13 protein-coding genes and 6 pseudogenes are annotated in these 18,401 nt (G+C 71.1%); 6 read left to right on the forward strand and 13 right to left on the reverse strand.

Annotation, left to right across the window (positions count from 1 at the left end; translation table 11 throughout):
• Positions 1-55: 55 nt before the first annotated feature.
• Positions 56-317, reverse strand: a pseudogene (locus LJ657_RS39130) (fumarylacetoacetate hydrolase family protein); the annotation flags it as partial.
• Here LJ657_RS39130 and LJ657_RS39135 point away from each other — a divergent pair.
• A pseudogene (locus LJ657_RS39135) lies at positions 311-485 on the forward strand (TetR/AcrR family transcriptional regulator); the annotation flags it as partial. The pseudogenes LJ657_RS39130 and LJ657_RS39135 overlap by 7 nt on opposite strands.
• Before the next feature lie 32 nt (positions 486-517).
• On the opposite strand, the gene LJ657_RS39140 reads toward LJ657_RS39135, so the two are convergent.
• On the reverse strand, positions 518-2,128 hold the full coding sequence (locus LJ657_RS39140; protein WP_232654447.1) for an MFS transporter: 1,611 nt from the start codon (positions 2,126-2,128) through the stop codon (positions 518-520).
• A 131-nt stretch (positions 2,129-2,259) separates the two neighbouring features.
• Here LJ657_RS39140 and LJ657_RS39145 point away from each other — a divergent pair, with 131 nt between their 5' ends.
• Both LJ657_RS39145 and LJ657_RS39150 read left to right on the forward strand, forming a co-directional pair.
• A complete protein-coding gene (locus tag LJ657_RS39145) occupies positions 2,260-2,898 on the forward strand; it encodes a TetR/AcrR family transcriptional regulator (RefSeq protein ID WP_232654448.1) in 639 nt (212 codons plus the stop codon).
• A gap of 10 nt (positions 2,899-2,908) precedes the next feature.
• Positions 2,909-3,724 carry an LmeA family phospholipid-binding protein gene (locus LJ657_RS39150; protein ID WP_232654449.1) on the forward strand — a complete coding sequence of 272 codons (816 nt, stop codon included), beginning with the start codon at positions 2,909-2,911 and terminating at the stop codon, positions 3,722-3,724.
• Positions 3,725-3,828: 104 nt separating this feature from the next.
• On the opposite strand, the gene LJ657_RS39155 is transcribed toward LJ657_RS39150, so the two are convergent.
• Positions 3,829-5,163 carry an acyltransferase family protein gene (locus LJ657_RS39155; RefSeq protein ID WP_232654450.1) on the reverse strand — a complete coding sequence of 445 codons (1,335 nt, stop codon included), beginning with the start codon at positions 5,161-5,163 and terminating at the stop codon, positions 3,829-3,831.
• Between the two features lie 96 nt (positions 5,164-5,259).
• Positions 5,260-5,922, reverse strand: a complete 663-nt coding sequence (locus LJ657_RS39160; protein WP_232654451.1) for a TetR/AcrR family transcriptional regulator — start codon at positions 5,920-5,922, stop codon at positions 5,260-5,262.
• 225 nt (positions 5,923-6,147) lie between these two features.
• Here LJ657_RS39160 and LJ657_RS39165 point away from each other — a divergent pair, with 225 nt between their 5' ends.
• Positions 6,148-6,588, forward strand: coding sequence for an ATP-binding protein (locus tag LJ657_RS39165; RefSeq protein ID WP_232654452.1), 441 nt, complete (start codon positions 6,148-6,150; stop codon positions 6,586-6,588).
• Positions 6,589-6,601: 13 nt separating this feature from the next.
• Here the strand turns inward: LJ657_RS39165 and LJ657_RS39170 are convergent, their stop codons facing one another.
• Both LJ657_RS39170 and LJ657_RS39175 read right to left on the reverse strand, forming a co-directional pair.
• Entirely contained in the window at positions 6,602-7,192 is a 591-nt protein-coding gene (locus LJ657_RS39170; protein WP_232654453.1) for a PadR family transcriptional regulator, read from the reverse strand.
• A 334-nt stretch (positions 7,193-7,526) separates the two neighbouring features.
• Entirely contained in the window at positions 7,527-8,324 is a 798-nt protein-coding gene (locus tag LJ657_RS39175) for an SGNH/GDSL hydrolase family protein (protein WP_232654454.1), read from the reverse strand.
• Between the two features lie 121 nt (positions 8,325-8,445).
• Between LJ657_RS39175 and LJ657_RS39180 the strand changes: the two genes are divergently transcribed.
• Complete coding sequence (locus LJ657_RS39180; RefSeq protein WP_232654455.1) at positions 8,446-9,408, forward strand: alpha/beta fold hydrolase; 963 nt, start codon at positions 8,446-8,448, stop codon at positions 9,406-9,408.
• Positions 9,409-9,420: 12 nt separating this feature from the next.
• On the opposite strand, the gene LJ657_RS39185 is transcribed toward LJ657_RS39180, so the two are convergent.
• The 5 genes and pseudogenes from LJ657_RS39185 to LJ657_RS39205 all read right to left on the reverse strand — a co-directional run bounded on the left by LJ657_RS39185 (position 9,421) and on the right by LJ657_RS39205 (position 13,100).
• Positions 9,421-10,200 carry an SDR family NAD(P)-dependent oxidoreductase gene (locus tag LJ657_RS39185; RefSeq protein ID WP_232654456.1) on the reverse strand — a complete coding sequence of 260 codons (780 nt, stop codon included), beginning with the start codon at positions 10,198-10,200 and terminating at the stop codon, positions 9,421-9,423.
• Positions 10,201-10,263: 63 nt separating this feature from the next.
• The gene (locus tag LJ657_RS39190; RefSeq protein ID WP_232654457.1) at positions 10,264-11,370 is read right to left on the reverse strand and encodes an NAD(P)/FAD-dependent oxidoreductase; all 1,107 of its coding nucleotides are present in this window, start codon (positions 11,368-11,370) and stop codon (positions 10,264-10,266) included.
• Between the two features lie 168 nt (positions 11,371-11,538).
• Positions 11,539-12,069: pseudogene (locus LJ657_RS39195) on the reverse strand (response regulator transcription factor); the annotation flags it as partial.
• A pseudogene (locus tag LJ657_RS49175) lies at positions 12,066-12,143 on the reverse strand (histidine kinase); the annotation flags it as partial. The pseudogenes LJ657_RS49175 and LJ657_RS39195, both read right to left, overlap by 4 nt.
• Positions 12,144-12,185: 42 nt before the next feature.
• On the reverse strand, positions 12,186-13,100 hold the full coding sequence (locus LJ657_RS39205) for a LysR family transcriptional regulator (RefSeq protein WP_232654458.1): 915 nt from the start codon (positions 13,098-13,100) through the stop codon (positions 12,186-12,188).
• Between the two features lie 155 nt (positions 13,101-13,255).
• On the opposite strand from LJ657_RS39205, the gene LJ657_RS39210 reads away from it, so the two are divergent.
• A complete protein-coding gene (locus tag LJ657_RS39210) occupies positions 13,256-15,562 on the forward strand; it encodes an FdhF/YdeP family oxidoreductase (RefSeq protein WP_232654459.1) in 2,307 nt (768 codons plus the stop codon).
• 73 nt (positions 15,563-15,635) lie between these two features.
• Here the strand turns inward: LJ657_RS39210 and LJ657_RS39215 are convergent.
• Positions 15,636-16,050 (reverse strand): annotated as a pseudogene (locus tag LJ657_RS39215) (DUF1326 domain-containing protein); the annotation flags it as partial.
• 201 nt (positions 16,051-16,251) lie between these two features.
• A pseudogene (locus LJ657_RS39220) lies at positions 16,252-16,631 on the reverse strand (hypothetical protein); the annotation flags it as partial.
• Between the last annotated feature and the right edge of the window lie 1,770 nt (positions 16,632-18,401).

The following is an 18,401-nucleotide window of genomic DNA, read 5'->3' on the forward strand; positions in this document are numbered from 1 at the left end:
AGCCGGTTCACCGCGTCGGTGAGGCGACTGCGGGTGATCTTGAGTCGTTGGGTCGAGGAGAGGAGATGGGTGAAGTCCTCCGGCTCCAGCAGCGCCAGGTACGGGCCGGTCGGCGTGAAGGTCGGGTACGACTTGCTCTCGTAGAACTGCGTCTTCGTCAGCTGGACATCACGCGCGCTGACGTCGTTGGTGATCACCAGCCCGGCGACGTACGACGGCAGGTCCCGTTCCTCGACCACGGTACCGACGGGCAGCGGCGCCCCCATGACGAGGCCGAGTTCGACCTCGTGGTCCAGGAACTTCACATGCGGCCGTCGCCCTGTCCGCGCTGGGCGGGAGTCTGCCGGCGCTGGTGGAACTGCGGTTCGCCCGACCCGGCCGGCCTGGACGGTGACGAGGCCGCCGTGAACCTGGTCGAGTTGGTGCTGCGCATGCCGGGTGTGCCGCCGGACGACGCCCGCGAGGCCGTCCGGCGCCCGCTGCCCGTTCCCTCGGCCGAGGGAACGGGCGGGGCTTCCTACAAGGAGTCGGCGAGCTCCCGGTCCTCTGCCGGCAGCGGCTCTGGCGTCCGGTGCTCGCCGGCGCTCCGGCGGCCCGGCAGCACCGTGAGGACGATCACGGTCCCGGCGGCCATGATGATCCCTCCGACCAGGCTGGTCTGGGCGACACCGTGGGCGAAGGACTCGTGCACGGCGTCGACCAGGACCTGCGCCTGCTGCGCCCCGCCGGTGGGGTTCTTCGCGACCTGCTCGGCGACCGCGAGGCCACCGCCCACCGAATCCCTGGCTGTGTCCAGTGCGGCTGCCGGGAGGTGACCGCCGATCAGGTGGGTCAGCTTGTCGCGGTAGGCGGTGCCGAGCAGCGAGCCGAGGATGGCGATGCCCAGGGAGCCGCCGAGTTCCAGCGCGGTGTCGTTGGCGCCGCCGCCGACACCCAACTCGCTCTCCGGGAAGGACCCCATGATGGTGTCGGTGGCCGGGGAGACGCTCAGGCCGATCGCGAAGCCGAGCAGCAGCAGCGTCGGCAGGAAGTCGGTGTACGTCGAGCCCTTGTCGACCTGGGTGAGCAGGAAGACGCCCACGGTGCCGATCACCATGCCGGCGGTGACCATCGGCTTCATGCCCAGCTTCGGGGTCAGCCGGCCGGTGATCGCCGCGCCGAGGAAGACGGCACCGGCCAGCGGCAGCAGCCGTACGCCGGTCTCCAGGGCGTCGTAGCCGAGGACGAACTGCAGGAACTGGGTGGCGTAGTAGATCGCGCCGAAGGTGCCGAAGAAGAAGAACAGCACGGCGAGCATGGAGCCGCTGAACGGTCGCAGCCGGAACCTGCGGACGTTCAGCATGGGGTGCGGGTGGCGCAGTTCCCAGGCGACGAAGGCCAGCAGGCCGACACCGGCGACCACGGCCGCGGTGATCGGGCCGGCGCCCCAGCCGAAGTGCGGGCCCTCGATGGTCGCGTAGACCAGGCTGCCGACCGAGACGATCGAGAGCAGACCGCCGACGTAGTCGATCCGGCCCATCTTCTCCGCCTTGGAGGGCGGTACCAGCGCCAGGGCGCCGATGACGGCGACGACCGCGATGGGGACGTTGATCAGGAAGGTCGAGCCCCAGGCGTGGTCCTCCAGCAGGTAGCCGGCGACCAGGGGGCCGACCGCGATGGCGAGCCCGGAGGTGGCGGTCCAGGCCGTGATGGCCTTGGCGCGCTCACGCCTGGGAAAGATCGCGACGAGCAGGGACAGCGTGGCCGGCATGACCACCGCGGCGCCGATGCCCATGATCGCGCGGGCCGTGATGACCAGGCCGGTCTGGTCGACCTGACTGCCCATCACCGAGCCGCCCGCGAAGATCACCAGGCCCGTGACGAGCGCGCCGCGGCGGCTGTACTTGTCGCCGATCGAGCCCAGGACCAGCATCAGCGCGGCGTACGGGACGGTGTATCCGTCGATGACCCACTGCAGGTCACTGCTGCTCAGACCGAGGTCCTTGGTCATGTCGGGCGCGGCCACGATCAGCGACGTGTTCGCCATGACGACGATCAGCAGGCTCAGGCACAGGACCAGCAGGGCCCACCAGCGCCGTACATAAGGGCCGGCCGTCTTCTCGACGGGTGTGTTGGCAAAGAAGGGCATGGGGGGCTCCTAGCGGGACGAGTTAATTGCCCATCGATGTGCAGACTAGTTTATTGCCCACCAGTGTGCAAATATTGCGATTCCCCTTCCCCGACGCCCTCCCCCGGTCCCGCTCGCAACGGAGGTCTCGAATGACCGGCCGCCCCGCCCCGCCCGCGCCCCGGCGCCCTGCGGCCACCCGCGCCCGCATCCTGGAAGCGGCCCTGCACGAGCTGGGCCGCAACCCCGACAGCACCCTCGCCGAGATGGCCGAGGCGGCCGGGGTCGCACGTCGCACGGTCTATGTCCACTTCGCCGGCCGGTCCGCGCTGGTCGAGGGCATCGCCGCGGACGCCGCTGAGGCGATACGCCGCGCCGTCGCCGCCACCGGCGCTCCAGCCGCCGACGCCGCGACCGCCCTGGCCCGCTTCGTCCTCACGTTGTGGCCGGTCGGCGACCGCTACCGCGTCCTGATCGGCCTCGCCCGCCAGGATCTCGGCCCCGACCAGGCCGACGCGGTGCTCTCCCCCGCCCGCGACAGGGTCACCGGGATCCTCGCCCTCGGGCAGCGACAGGGCGTCTTCCACACCCGCGTTCCGCCCGCCCCGCTCGGCAGGGCCCTCGAAGCGCTGCTGCTCGCGCTCCTGGACGGCATCAACTCCGGGACCTGGGCCGACGACGGCACACGCGCCGCCACCGCGGCCCTGATCGCCGCGGGAGTCGGCAGCGATGTCGCGGCCACCACGGTTCACCGTCTGCACAACACCGGGCAGGCACCCCCACCCCGCTGAAGGAGAGCCCATGTACCAGCCCGACCACGGATACGAGGACGACGTCACGTACGCGTCGTTCGAGCCGTCCCCGCCGCCGCCCCGCAGAAGCCGACGGCCGGCCTTCGTCGCCGGCGCCGCCCTGGCCGCGCTGGTCCTCGTGCCCCTCGCGGCCGACCGGGCCGCGGCTGCCCACGCGGAGTCGCGCACGGCGGTGGCCTTCCAGCAGGGCATGGGCACGCCCGGGCGGCCGGACGTCCACGTCCACGGCTTCCCCGTGCTGACCCAACTGGCCTCCGGCACCCTGCGGCACGTGGACATCACCGCGCACGACCTGCCGGCCGACGGGTCCGACCGCCCGCTGCCGGTGACCCGGCTCGACCTCGATCTGCACGGACTGACGAAGTCCGACCACGACACCGAGGCACGGGCCCGCTCGGCCGAGGCGACCGCCTTCCTGTCGTACCCCGACGTCTCCGACGCCCTCGGCCTCGAGGTGTCCCAGGGGGCCGGACCCGGCCGGATCAGCGCGAAGGTCCAGCTGCCCTTCGGCGACGAGGCCACCGTGACGACCACGGTCTCGGCGGCCTCCGGCAACCGCATCGCCTTCGGGAGGTTCACGGTCGCGGGCGGCGCACCGCCCGCCGCCGGGGAGGCCCTGCTCAACAGGGTCTTCGATCGGCCGATCCAGCTGCGCAACATCCCCGACGGCCTCCACCTGCGTTCCGTCACCACCACGGCGACCGGACTCGACGCCCGTTTCTCGGGCGAGTCGGTGACCTTCCGGGCCGGGGCCGGCGCGCGGAGCAACTCGACGCAGGACGGCGCGTCGTACGGGAATGCCTGAGGACAGTCAACGGGCTCTCAGCCGTGGGCGGTTGAGGCCCCATCGTGTTCGGGTCGCGGGCGGCCTGATGAGGGCCTGCCCACGGGGCGCGCCCCCCGGAACCGTCAGGCCACCTCCTCGAACGTGTCCCCCTTGTGGTCCTCGGAGCGCCCGGCGCCGCCGGGTTCCGCCGGCCGCCGGTGGAGCAGCACCAGCGCCACGCCCACCGCCAGGCCCAGTGCGGGCAGCACGGGGAACCGGCCGTCGTCGGCGAAGCCGCGCGTGGCGAAGCGCGCGAGGGCGGTGGCGCATCCGGCCAGGCCCGGCCAGAGCAGCCATGGGCGGTACGGGCCGGCGTCCGGACGGGTTCGGTCGTACCACTTCACCAGGCCGCCCTCCAACGGCCGCAGCACCGACACCAGAGCGACCAGGACGACGCCGAGAACCAGCAGCCAGGGCACTCGCAGCGCCCACCAGGCGGGGGATCCGAGAACGGGCTCGGGTGCGAGGCGGGTGAGGTAGAACGCGGCGGCGAGCACGAGCACCGGCAGCATGTGCCACAGATACAGCGTCATGCTGACGCCACCCACCGGGCGCACCACCCGCCACACCCGCTCACGCTCCAGGAGGCGTCGCAGCCCCGGTGCCGCGAGGAGGCACGCGCCCGCCTGTCCGACCGCCCAGGACAGCATCGCCGCCGACGGTGGATCGGTGTTGCTCGGCGTCTGTCCGGTGACCAGGATCAGGCTGACCGGGAAGGGGCCGAGCGCGACCAGCGCCGCGAAGGCCAGTCCGCCGCCCGCGGCCAGCGCCGCCGGCACCAGCGGCCGGCGCTCGGTCAGCAGGCCGTCGCGCCAGCAGAAGCCGAGTTGGTACGCGACACCCCAGACGAGTACGTAGTCGATCACGCCGACGCAGGGTGCGTGCGCCGTGAGCACCACCGTGTCCGCGATCAGTGCGACCGCGCCCATGGCCATGGGGACGGCGAGCCCCAAGCGCCGGTGCGCCGCATGCAGTGCCGGGGTCAGGGCGCTGAGCAGCAGATACACCGGCAGGAACCAGAACTGCATCGCCATGGCCCACCCGACGAGCGCGAGGGTGCCCGGGTCCACTCCGACCGCCGAGCAGATCCCGACGGCGAGCAGGACCAGGCCGCTGTACAGGGCGGTCGGCAGCAGCAGGCGCACCGCCCGTCGCCCCACCCAGCCTGCGGCCGTACCGCCCGACGACCGCGTCCGCGCCCAGGAGCCCGCGGCCGCATGGCCTCCGGCCAGGAAGAACAGCGGCATGATCTGGAAGAGCAGGGTCAGCCACTGGGTCCAGGGCACGCTCGCCAGCAGTTCGGGGGCGGTGAGTTCACCGTCGGGGCCGTGCAGCAGGACGGTGATCAGCCAGTGGCCGAGCACGACCAGGACGATCGCCCACGCCCGCAGGAAGTCGACGTACCGGTCTCGGCTCATGCCTCGCCATGCTGCCCCAGCCGCACCACCGACGCGGCCCGGACGTCCGGGCCGCAACCGATCCGTGCCCGGTACGAGATCACCCGGTTCGGCGGCTCACACGTCGGCGTCCGGCCCCGCGTCCGGCTCCGCGCGCGGCACGATCGCCGCGACCTCCTCGACCACCGCACTCGCCCGCTTCTCCGGCACGCCCGCCGCGATCAGCGTCGCGACGGCGGTACGGGTCCCGTCGTCCTCCAGCGCCCCGGTGTTCACGTCCTCCAGCAGCGCGACCGTCATCGCCTCGAGTCCGGCGCTCAGCACGTTGGGCGGCAGCTGCGTGTGGAAGGCACCGGCTCGCTGTCCGCGCTCCAGGATGGCCGTGACCACCTCGCGGGCCGGCGCCAGGACCTCGGTCACACGCTCCGCACCCAGGTCCCGCCGGGCCAGACCCAGCAGCATCCGGTAGCGGTCCCCCACCGGCCAGATGCGCAGCACGAAGTACGCGAGCGCCCTGTCGGCGGGCTCCTCGGGCCGCACCCCGCCGACCAGTACATCCTTGAACGTCTCGGACGCCTCTTCGGCAAGTGCCTCCAACAGCGCTGTGCGGCCGGGGAAGTGACCGAAGAGCGTGCGCCGCACGACACCCGCGGCGCGCGCCAGTTCCTCGAGGGTGACGTCGGGATTCCGCCCGAGTTCCCGGCGGGCCGTGGCCAGGATGCGCGCCCGGTTGGACCGCGAGTTGCGGCGCTGCGGCTCACGGGCGGCGGACTTGGTCACGGATCAACCTCGGCGATGTGGGGGCGGAACGGCTGAACAGGCGGAACGGCGACCATTTTGGCACGGCGCCTCTTTGACCAAACCGGCTACGCAGCCGGCAGTAGGCGGCGCTCGGCCAGATATGGCCAGTTTCAGCCGCCCCGCGTGTGCGGAGTGACATTCATCTGTCACTGTGCGCTTGTTCCAGTGTCGAGATCTTTTCGATGTCATTCGGGAGGGATGCGTGTGCTGAGACGTGAGGCGTTCCGGCTTCCCCGGCATCCGGCTTCGGTCGGCTTCGCCCGCTACCGGGTGCGGCAGCACCTGGCCAGCTGGGGACACGCGTCGAACGACGAGATGACGGAGAGGGTCGTCCTGCTGGCCTCCGAGCTGGCGGCGAACGTCGTGCGTCACGGGCCCATCCTGGAGCGCGAGTTCGAGATGGCGGTGACGGCACGGGCGGACGGCTCCTGCTTCATAGCCGTCTCCGACGAGAGCCCGGCGCAGCCGGTCCTGTATGACGCGCCCACCGGCGACGACGAGAAGGGGCGCGGCCTGAACCTCGTCGACCAGCTCGCCCAGACCTGGGGTGTACGGCCCCGTGGACGCCACGGCAAGACGGTGTGGGCCCTGGTCCGCCACCCCCGCCCGCACACCACCGGCGGGCCGCACACACACGGCGGGTAGCGGACCGCCCGCGTCAGTCGTCGGCCGATTCGGCCAGGGCCGCGGCGCGCTGTTCGAGCCTCTTCAGGGCCGTCTCGCCCCACTGGAGGTTCGCCTGCTCGAGGGCGATCCCGCCCAACAGCGTGAGGTACGGGCCGATGCGCTCGGCGCCGGCGAGGTATTCCTCCTCGCTCCGCCCGTCGAGCATGCGTTCCTGCATGCGCCGGTAGCGGGCGAGTTTGGCGGTGGCCCGCTCGGAGCGCTCGGCGACCGAGGCCCGTACGGCCTCGAAGTCCGCGATGTCACCGATGTCGACGCACTGGACCTTGACCATCAGCTCGTCCCGCAGGGCCAGTGGCTTGGCCGGGATCTCGCCGACGTAGTCGCGCAGGACCTCCAGGCCGGCCTCGGTGAGTGAGAAGAGCCGCTTGTTGGGCCGGCGCTCCTGCTGGACGACCCTGGCGGAGACGAGCCCCTCGGCCTCCATCCGCTCCAGCTCGCGGTAGAGCTGCTGAGGGGTGGCCATCCAGAAGTTGGCGACCGATGCCTCGAAGCCCTTCGCGAGGTCGTATCCGGACGCCTCACCCTCCAGAAGCGCGGCCATCACCGCGTTGCGCAGAGCCATTGCCCCAATTTAACACCTTGTTGATTAGTCAATAGGACGACTACGGCGGGGTGGGTGCGTGCGTCGGTGTCGACGTCCAGCTGGTGGACAGCGGACAGCCGGCAGCGGGCGTCCTGGTCGCCCTGGCAGGACCGCGGGCGGTGACCGGCCCGGCTGCGGACTCGGCGAACGTCCTGCAGCACCTGTTGCCCGACCACACCCTCAAGGTCGTCATCGTGGTCGTGGCCCTGGACGTACCGGCGCTCGTGATGAGGGCGGCCGGCGACGGGCGTCCAGCACACCGCCTCCCCGGCGCCCCTGGCGGCGCGACCGCAGACCCGATTCCTCCCACGGCTCAGGAGGATCCGTCGGCGAGGGCGGTCACCGGGAGCAGCGTGGGACGCTTGGCCTGCCGGCCGTCGCCGGAGGAACGGCCCCGCATCCGCCGTACGACCCAGGGCCCCAAGAAGGCGCCCGCCCAGCGCAGTTCCGCCCCGACGGCCCGTAGGCCCGTGCGTGCCACCGCTTCGGGAGCCAGGGGCCGTGTCCAGCTGTCGTCGCTGCCCGGCAGGTCGAGGGCGTGGGCGACGGCGGCCGCGATGAGGGCGTGGCCGCGCGGGCTCGCGTGCAGCCGGTCGGCGCTCCACATCCGGGGATCGGCCACCGCCGGGTGCGGCCACGAGTCGGCCACGGCCACGCCGTGCCGTCCGGCCGCCTCCCGGATGCGGGCGTTGAGAGCGATGACGCGGGGTGCGAGCGGCCGCGCCGAGGGGGCGATCCGGCCGGGGTCGGGGAAGGTGACTGTCGCGACGCGGGCGCCCTGTCCGCTGAGCGCGGCGAACATGGCCTCCAGCTGGCCTGCGACCTCGTCCGCGTCGAACCGGGGTCGCAACACGTCGTTGAGGCCGGCGACGACCGTGGCCAGGTCGGGCCGCAACTCCAGGGCGGGCGCCAGCTGTTCGGCACGCACCTGCCCGGCCAGCCGCCCCCGCACGGCGAGGTTGGCGTAGAGCAGGCCCGGGCTCTCCCGCGCGATCTGCTCGGCGAGCCGGTCCGCCCACCCGCGCAGGCCCCGGACGTCGTCTCCGTCGCCGACGCCTTCGGTCTGACTGTCACCGACGGCGACGTAGCGCAGATATCCACTGCTGGTCACGGACCTACCGCCTCCCCGTTGACGCCACGCGATGACCGACCGACATAAGTAATTAATCTCATACTCGCATTGTTGACTATATCAGCCGGCCCAAGATCACACCGTACGTATGCTCATGCACATGGTTGAGCATCGAATGATTGACGTGAACGGGGTTCGGCTGCACATCGCGGAGGAGGGCGAAGGGCCCCTGGTCGTACTGCTGCACGGCTTCCCCGAGTCATGGCACTCCTGGCATCACCAGTTCGGCCCGCTGGCCGCCGCGGGCTTCCGCGTGGTCGCCCCCGACCAGCGTGGATACGGGCGCAGCGACCGCCCCGCCGAGGTGAGCGCCTACAGCATCCTCCACCTGGTCGGCGACGTCGTCGGGCTGATCCATGCGCTCGGCGAGGAGAAGGCGTTCGTCGTCGGGCACGACTGGGGCGCCCCGGTCGCCTGGCACACCGCGCTGCTGCGGCCGGACGTCGTGCGCGGCGTGGCCGGCCTGAGCGTGCCGCCGCCGTTCCGCGGCACCCGGCCGCCGCTGGCCGTCATGGACGAGAGGTTCGACGGCCGTTTCTACTGGAACTACTTCAACCAACCCGGTGTCGCCGACGCCGAGTTCGCGCAGGACACCCGCACCACGTTGCGGAAGTTCTTCTACATGGCGTCCGGCGACGCTCCCGGCGCCGGCGCGGGCAACCAGCCGCTGATCGACCCCGGCCAGGGCTGGCTGGCGACCATGACGGACCCCGAGATTCTGCCGGACTGGTTCACCGAGGAGGACCTCGACGAGCTCACCGAGAGCTTCTCCCAGGGCTTCACCGGGGCGCTGAACTGGTACCGCAACATCGATCGCAACTGGGAACTGACCGCGCCCTGGCACGGCGCCGTCGTCCGCCCGCCCGCCCTGTACGTCTACGGTGACCGCGACCCGGTCCCCGCCTTCCCCGGCACGCCCGAACTCATCGCCGCCCTCCCGGACCTGATGCCCAACCTGCGCCGCAAGCCCGTCGAGTTGGCGGGCTGCGGCCACTGGACGCAGCAGGAGCGTCCCCGCGAGGTGAACGCGGCGCTCATCGACTTCCTCACCGAACTCGCGTGAACAGTGGCGTGATCAGTGGACGGACAGTCCGCCGTCGACGAAGAGGGCCTGCCCGGTGACATAGGCGGAGGCGCCGCTCGCCAGGAACACCGCCGCACCCGCGAAGTCGTCGGCCAGACCGTTGCGCCCCACCATGGTGCGCGCGGCCAGCGCCGCGACCTTCTCGGGGTCGGACGACAGCCGCTCGTTGAGCGGGGTCATCACGAAACCCGGCACGAGCGTGTTGCAGGTGACGCCGTACGGCGACCACGCCTCGGCCTGGGAACGGGCCAGGGACTCCAGCGCCCCCTTGGACACCCCGTAGGCCCCGCTCTGCACGAACGCCCGGTGGGCCTGCTGGGAGGTGACGTGGATGATCCGTCCGAAGCCCCGTTCGGCCATGCCAGGGCCGAACCGCTGCCCCAGCAGGAAGGGCGCCTTCAGGTTCACCGCCATCGTGGTGTCCCATACCTCCTCCCCCAACTCCCCCATCGGCGGGCGCAGGTTGATCCCGGCGCTGTTGACGAGGATGTCGGGCTCCCCGAACGCCGCGGCCGCCTGCTCGGCGGCCGCGCGCACACCGTCGCGGCTGCCGAGGTCGCCGCCGACCCAGGCCGCCCTGCAGCCGTCGGCCGTCAACTCGTCGACCGTGGCGGCCAGTTCCGCCTCCCTGCGCGCCACGACCACGACGCTCGCCCCGGCACGTGCGAGGGCCCCGGCGATGGCCCGGCCGATGCCGGAACTGCCGCCGGTCACCACGGCGACCCGGTCGTTCAGCGAGAACAGTGCGGAGAGGTACGTCTGCGAGGTCATGCCCGCACCCTAGACAAGCCACTGCCCGCCGCCTGGACACGGGGCGGGCCGGACCTGTGCCGGTCAGGCAGCGGTGTACCCGAGTTGGCGCCTCATGTAGGGCGTCATGAGGGTCTTCGCCTTGGCCAGCACGGAGGTGCGGCCACCGAGGACCGCGCTCTCGCCGCCCGGCACGGGCAGCAGGGTCAGCCCGTCGGCCGGGCCGAAGGGCACGATGAGCGGCGTGCGGTGGATCGGCCGGTAGAGCCGGGGCTCCTTGCGGTGCTTGCCGGAACTGCTCAGGTAGGTGCGGATGTTCCAGGCGGCGAGGTCGGCCTGGGCCAGCGCGGCGGGGGTGATCTTGAGTTCGGTGGCGTCGTTCACGTCGCCGACGGCGAACACGTCCAGCCGCCCCTCGACCCGCAGTGTGCGGTCGACCCGGACGTGCCCGGCCGGGTTCAGCCAGTCGCCGTGCCCGCCGAGGCGCAGCCAGAGCGTGTTGGGCGTGGTGCCCGTCGCCCAGAAGGAGAGGTCGGCCTCCATGACGTCGCCGTGCCCGTCGCGATAGGTGCCGAAGTCGTTGCCGGGGGACATGAACGAGTCGAGGCGCACCTCCACGTCGTGGGACTCCAGCCAGGTCCGTGCCCTGCGGCCGGCCCGCTCGACGCCTGTGGAGTGCAGCAGCGCCGGCCCGGAGTGGGCGAGCGTGACCCGGGCGTCCGGCCGGGCCAGGCGTACCTCGGCGGCGAGTTCGACGCCGGAGGGGCCGCCGCCGACGACGAGGACATGCCCGGCCGTGGCGATCTTCTGCTGGTGCCCGGCGAAGGACTTGACCGCCTCGTCGGTGGTGGTGCCGGTGAAGCGGGCCGGTTCGGGGTAGTCGGCCCCGGTGGCGATCACCACCACGTCGTACGGCAGCCTCTCCCCCGTCGCCAGCACGACCTGCCGCTCGGCGGTGTCGACACGGACCGCCTTGCCCACGGCCACCCGCCCGTTGCGCAGCAGTCGGTCGTACGGGATGAAGGGGGTCACCGACCACTCCGGGCGAACACCGGCGCGCAGCGAGGCAATACGGTGGAAGAAGACCTCCTTGCGGTCCACCAGAGTGACCCGCGCCACCGAGTCCAGTCGTTTCGCCAGCCGTACTCCCGCGTAGCCGCCGCCGATCACTACTACGTCGCCGTCGCGCACAACGCGTCTCCTGTGCCTGTGGGGGGGATGCGAGCGCCGCGATGTGGGGACTTCCTCGGCCACTCGAAGTGCGAAAGAGCGTACCGCTTGAAACTTAAAGCTTTCATGAGGCTTTGTGGGAATTCTGTGAAGCGCAAGCGACGGCATGGCTGCGCCGCAGCCTGGTGCTCACATCCCGCGAGGCGTGGGGCCCACCAGACCCGTCTGGTAGGCGATGACCACGAGTTGGGCGCGGTCGCGGGCGCCGAGCTTGGTCAGGGCGCGCTGGATGTGGGAGCGGACGGTCAGCACGCTCAGGAAGGGTTTCCGGGCGATCTCTTCGTTGGACCTGCCTTCGGCGGCGAGGGCGGTGACCTCCCGTTCGCGCGGGGTGGGGTCGCCCAGGCGTTCCGGGGGTGCCAGGAGGGGCCCCGGAGCCGGTCCGGTGAGGAAGCGGGTGATCAGGGCGCGGGTGGCACCGGGTGAGAGCAGGGCCTCGCCGGAGGCGACGGTGCGGATCCCGGCCAACAGGACGTCGGTGGTGACGTACTTGCCCAGGAAGCCGCTCGCTCCGACGCGCAGCGCCTTGGCCACGTACCCCTCGGTCTCGAACATGGTCAGGACGAGGACTCGGGTGCCGGACAGCTCGGGGTCGTCGCAGATGGCGGCGGTGGCGGCCAGACCGTCGGCGCCCGGTATGCGGATGTCCATCTGGCCGCCAGGTGGGCGGCGGTACCCGCCTGGGCGTTGGCGACGGCCATGTGGTGGGCGACCACGTCGTGGAGTTCCCGACTGCATACTGCGGCCCCGCGGCGGAGCCGCAACTTGGCAGAGCGCTAGTCGGGCAACCGCTCCAGCGCGGCGGCGACACCCGCCTGACCGACGGCGTCAATCAGTGCCTGCCCGATCATCGACACGGGCTCACGCGCCGGAAGGACCAGGCCGATGCGCTCCGTGCGGACCGGGCTGACCAGGGGAACGGCGTGCATACCCGCGGGCACGCCGAACACGTGGAGCCAGGCGTGCGGTACGACGCTCGCCCAGTGCCCGGCTCTGACCTGCGCGAACAGCGAGGCGATGGAGTCCGTCTCGACGCGCGGGGTCACGGAGACGCCCGCCGCCTCGAAGGCCGCCTCCAGGACCTGGCGTCCCTGCATTCCGGGATGCAACAGGCAGAGCGGGTACTGGGAGGCTTCCTCCCAGGAGATCTCGGCCGGGCCGGAGTCGCGGGCGGAGCGCTGGATCAGCAGGACGTAGCGCTCCCGGTACAGCGGGACGAACTTGAAGCCGTGCTCGACGACGGTGCTGTGATAGGTCACGGCGGCGTCGAGTTCGTACGTCTTGAGACGGTTGACGATGTCCACGGACTGCAGGTCGGCGAAGACCTGTACGGTCGCCAGCGGGTTGGCGGTGCAGAACGGCTGGGTCAGGAGCGCGACCGCCGTGGCGGCGGTCGGGACGGTGCCGATGCGCAGGCGGCCGGTCAGCCCGGCCCGCAGCGCCCGGATCTCGGCCTGCATGGCGTCCCGGTCGGCGAGGATGCGCTGCGCCCACAGGACGACGCGCTCGCCCTCCGGGGTGAGGCCGTCGAACCGGCGGCCCCGCTGGACCAAAGGGATGCCGAGTTCGTCCTCCAGTTTCCGGATGCCCTCGGAGAGGGTCGGCTGGGAGACGTAGCAGGCCTGCGCCGCCTTCGCGAAGTGACGGGCGCGGGAGAGGGCGACGAGGTATTCGAGTTGACGCAGGAGCACCCTCCAATGATCCCTCGCCTCCCTCCGTCCCGCGCCGGTGGTCCCGATCACGCTGCACTGATCGGTGCCGCCTGTCACGCGATAGGAACTTCCGCTTTGACCAGGTCCGAGGCGCTGACGAACAGTGGCGTGCGGATGAGAGGGCGTGGTGTTCGATGCGGGACTTCGAAGAGGACGGGGCGGACGAGGGCGAGCTGTCGGTCTCGGCTCCCAAGACATGGGCCACCGGCGCGCCAGCCGTCGTGCACGCGCTCAAGTACGCGCTGGGCCAGACCTCGCCGAAGCGCACCGCGCTGACCCTGCTCAACATCAACCAGGCGAAGGGCTTCGACTGCCCGGGCTGCGCCTGGCCCGAGCCCGCGCCGGGCGAGCGGCACCGCAACGAGTACTGCGAGAACGGTGCCAAGCACATCAGTGACGAGGCCACCTCCCGACGGGTGACCGCGGACTTCTTCCGGCAGTACTCGGTCGACGAGCTGAGCCGGAAGTCGGACTACTGGCTCAACCAGCAGGGCCGGCTTACCGAGCCGATGGTGCTGCGCGAGGGCGCGAGCCACTACGAGCCGATCGGCTGGGACGAGGCACTGGACCTGCTCGCCGGTGAACTGCGCGCCCTGGACCACCCGGACGAGGCGCTGTTCTACACCTCCGGGCGGCTGGCCAACGAGCCGGCCTTCCTGCTGCAGCTGTTCGCGCGGGCCTTCGGCACCAACAACCTGCCGGACTGCTCCAACATGTGCCACGAGTCCAGCGGCTCGGCCCTGAACGAGACCCTGGGCATCGGCAAGGGCAGCGTCAGTCTCGACGACCTCTACAACGCCGACCTGGTCTTCGTCGTGGGGCAGAACCCCGGCACCAACCACCCGCGGATGCTGTCCGCGCTGGAGGAGACCAAGCGGCGCGGCGGCAGCGTGGTCGCGGTCAACCCGCTGCCCGAGGCGGGGCTGCTGCGCTTCAAGCATCCACAGAAGGCACGCGGTGTCATCGGCCGCGGCACGGACATCGCCGACCAGTTCCTGCAGATACGCCCCGGCGGCGACCTGGCCCTCTTCCAGGCGCTGAACCTGCTCCTGCTGGAGGCGGAGGACAAGGAGCCTGGCACCGTCCTGGACCGCGCGTTCATCAACGAGCACACCACCGGCTACGACGCCTTCGCCGAGCAGATCCGTGCCACGTCCTGGGATGCCGTCCTGGACGCCACGGGGCTGACCCGCGACGAGATCGAGCAGGTCCACGCGCGTGTGCTGGAGAGCCGCAGTGTCATCGTCTGCTGGGCCATGGGCCTGACCCAGCACAAGCACGGCGTGCCCACCATCAGGGAGGTCGTCAACTTCCTTCTGCTGCGCGGCAACATCGGCCGTCCGGGCGCGGGGGTCTGCCCGGTGCGCGGGCACAGCAACGTCCAGGGCGACCGCACGATGGGCATCTGGGAGCGGATGCCCCAGGCGTTCCTGGACCGGCTGGGACGGGAGTTCCGCTTCACCGCGCCGACCGCGCACGGCCTGGACTCCGTGGACTCCATCCGGGCCATGCGCGACGGCCGGGCCACGTTCTTCCTCGGGGTCGCGGGCAACTTCGTGCGGGCCACGCCCGACAGCGACGCCACCGAGCGCGCCCTGCGCAACTGCCGTCTGACGGCGCACATCTCGACCAAGCTGAACCGTTCGCACGCGGTGTGCGGCCGCACCGCGCTGATCCTGCCGACGCTCGGCCGCAGCGACCAGGACGTCCAGGCGGGCGGCGAGCAGTTCATGACGGTCGAGGACTCCATGAGCGAGGTCCACGCCACCCGCGGCCGGCTCGCCCCGGCGTCCCCGCACCTGTTGAGCGAGGTGTCCATCATCAGCCGCCTCGCCCGCCGGGTCCTGGGCTCCGAACCGGACATCCCCTGGGAGGACTTCGAGGCCGACTACGACCTCGTCCGCGACCGTATCGCCCAAGTCGTCGACGGATTCCAGGACTTCAACCAGCGGGTACGGCACCCCGGCGGCTTCCGCCTGCCCAACCCGGTCAACTCCCGCGTCTTCCGCACCCCCAGCGGCAAGGCCGTCTTCACCGTCAACGACTTCACGATGCTCCAGGCACCCAAGGGCCACCTGGTCCTGCAGACCCTGCGCTCGCACGACCAGTGGAACACCATCCCCTACGCAATGGACGACCGCTACCGGGGCATCAAGGGCGGCCGCCGCGTCGTCCTGGTCAACCCGGCCGACCTCGCCGACCTGGATCTCGCCGACGGCAGCCTCGTCGACCTGGTCAGCATCTGGACCGACGGTTCTGAGCGCCGCGCGGACGGCTTCCGCGTCGTCGGCTACTCCACTCCCCCTGGTTCGGCGGCCGCGTACTACCCGGAGACCAACGTCCTGGTGCCGCTCGACAGCGTCGCGGACATCAGCAACACCCCGACGTCGAAGAGCGTGATCGTCCGCCTGGAGCGGGCGGCCGAGCGGGCACCGGCATAGGCGCTCGGAGCCCGGGGCTCGATGGGCTTTCGGACGCCGAGCCTCCGCCACGCCCCGGAGAACTCGCCTCTTCTCAGTCGGGTCCGCTCCAGTCGACCGGGAAGTACTTAGTCGACTTCCCTGAGCGTTCCCAGGAGAAGCCGAATGTGTTGGCGCTGTCGGTCGTGGCCCGTCCCCAGGTCGCGACCTGGCCCGGGCCGACCTCGGCGCCCGGGGCATGGTGGACCTGGACGCGCGCGCCGTCCGGGAGTCGTCGGGCCGGTGAGTGCCTCGGCGGTGGTCGTGACCCTGTCGGGAATCTCGGCTCGCCAGCCGGCGAGGTCCTCGTCGATCTCGGCATGGATGGGGGCGACGTCCATGCCGCGCATCTCGGGGTGGAACATCCCGACAAACTGTGCCGGCCATCCGCCCGCCGCACCGCCGAAGACGGCCTGGAGCGCGCGGCGTTGCTGTTCGTCGGCGCGTTCGGGGAGGAAGACCGCGGCGTAGTCGCCTCCTTCAACGGCGACATCTGGTCCGGGGCGAGACCCGGTTTTCCGAGCCCACTCACGGAATCGCGAAGCGGCCTCCGTTCCAGCTTGCACCCCAGCACCCGGGAGGGGGGACCCTGGCGCTTCGTACGACGGCCGACGGGCGGGTGATCTCGTCGGTCACCCACCGTGCGACATCGGTCCGGCACGTTCCGCAGGCAGGTCCGCGTGCTCGGCGGCCACGCGCAGTGTCGCCGATGAGCGGCCGCCGGTGAGGAGAGGAGGGTGGGAGCGCTGGACGGGCTCGGGGTTCGGCCACCAGGGCGGGCGGTCGGAACCGGTTGCTGGTCACCAGGAGGCCGGGGCGTAGACGGCGGGTCCGCGCGGCCAGGGCCGCGAGCAGTGTCAAGCCCTCGTATATCGGTCCGTCCGGGTCACCGGCGATCGGCATGGGGTGGTCGAACAGCCAGGCGTGCTCGATCCCCGGAATGGTGCCGGATTCGCGCCAGACCCCGCAGGATTCCGTGGTGGTCGACCTGCATGGGAGCGGTCATGACGCCGAAGGTCGCGGCGAGCAGGGCCTGCTCGCACCTGGTCATCGTCGCGCAGGCGGCCGGGCTGCCCGCCGTCACCGACATCGACGACATCCTGCTCCTGCCGTTCTCCTGCCGCTGTTCTTCGCGCAGGGCGCGGGGCACCCTGGTTCCGCGGAGTTCGGCGCCGTCTTCCTGCCGGAGTCGGCCATGCCGTACCTCGGAGTGCTCCCCCCTCGCCCTCGGTCTGAAGTCCGCCTGGCGGGCGTGGAAGCATCGCGACGACAAGGACGAGAACGACGCGCACGAGCCGGCCGAGGGCGGCCCGCGAACCCTGAAGGTCGGCGCTGTCACCTTCTTCCAACGGCGGCGACAACGTCGGTGTCTACGTCCCCGTCGTCGCCACCGCCGGGTCTGGGCGGGATGCGCGTGTTTGCCGCCGTCTTCCTGTCCCTGGTCGCCGTGTGGTCCTTCGCGGGCCGCTTCTTCGCCACCCGCCCGGTCATCGCCAAGGCGCTCAGCCGGTGGGGCAGTCGTGCCCCCGTTGATCCTGATCACCCTCGGGCTGCTCGTCCTCGTCGAGGGGGGCGCATTCGGCTGGTAACCCCGCCTGAGGTGGTGCGCCGGGCCCGGGGGCGTCCGGGCCCGGCTTCGCAGCCGACCTGCGAGATCCCCTGAGGGCCGTCAGAGCCGGCCCGAGGACCTTTCCATTCCCCCCTGGCCGCGGTCGTGGAGACGTCGGTGACCAGGGGCTCAAGGGACTGGACACCCGCCGCCACACCGGTTGCCCTGCCCCTCGCCGGGCCTCTGTTCAGCCCGCCGACGGCTGCACCGCCCGGAATCAGCTTGCCCCTGTCGTGGTCACAGCTGTTCGCAAACGGGGCGAGCCGTGCCCGTGCCCCCGTCCGGTGATGCGGGCGGTGCGGTTCCGACGCTACTTCGAGTGGTCCGGCTTCGTCGGCTGGTCCGGAGAGGAAGGCTTCGTCGGGTGGTCCGGAGAGGAAGGCTTCGTCGGCTGGTCCGGATAGGAAGGCTTTGTCGGCTGGTCCGGAGAGGAAGGCTTTGTCGGCTGGTCCGGAGAGGAAGGCTTTGTCGGGTGGTCCGGATAGGAAGGCTTCGTCGGGTGATCTGGATAGGCGGGCTTTTCCGGAGACGCGGGCTTCTCTGGAGACGCAGGCTTCATGGGCTGAGCCGGATAGGCAGGCTTCACCGGAGACACAGGCTTCACCGGCTGAGCCGGATAGGCAGGCTTCACCGGAGACACAGGCTTCACCGGCTGAGCCGGGTAAGCAGGCTTCACCGGAGACACAGGCTTCACCGGCTGAGCCGGATAGGCAGGCTTCACCGGAGACACAGGCTTCACCGGCTGAGCCGGATAGGCAGGCTTCTCCGGAGACACAGGCTTCACCGGCTGAGCCGGATAGGCAGGCTTCTCCGGAGACACAGGCTTCACCGGCTGAGCCGGATAGGCAGGCTTCACCGGCTTCTGAGGATAGGCGGGCCTGACCGGCTGAGCGGGATACGCGGGCTTCACCGGAGACACAGGCTTCACCGGCAGAGCCGGATACCCAGGCTTCACCGGATACGCAGGCCTGACAGGCTGAGCCGGATACCCAGGCTTCACAGGCTGAGCCGGGTAAGCAGGCTTCACCGGCTGGGCCGGATACGCGGGCTTCATGGGCTGAGCCGGATACCCAGGCTTCACCGGATACGCAGGCCTGACAGGCTGAGCCGGATACCCAGGCTTCACCGGGTGCTGAGGATAAGCGGGCTTCACCGGATACGCGGGCCTGACAGGCTGAGCCGGGTAAGCAGGCTTCACCGGCTGGGCCGGAT

It is taken from the genome of Streptomyces guryensis, assembly GCF_021261325.1.
GTDB lineage: Bacteria > Actinomycetota > Actinomycetes > Streptomycetales > Streptomycetaceae > Streptomyces > Streptomyces guryensis.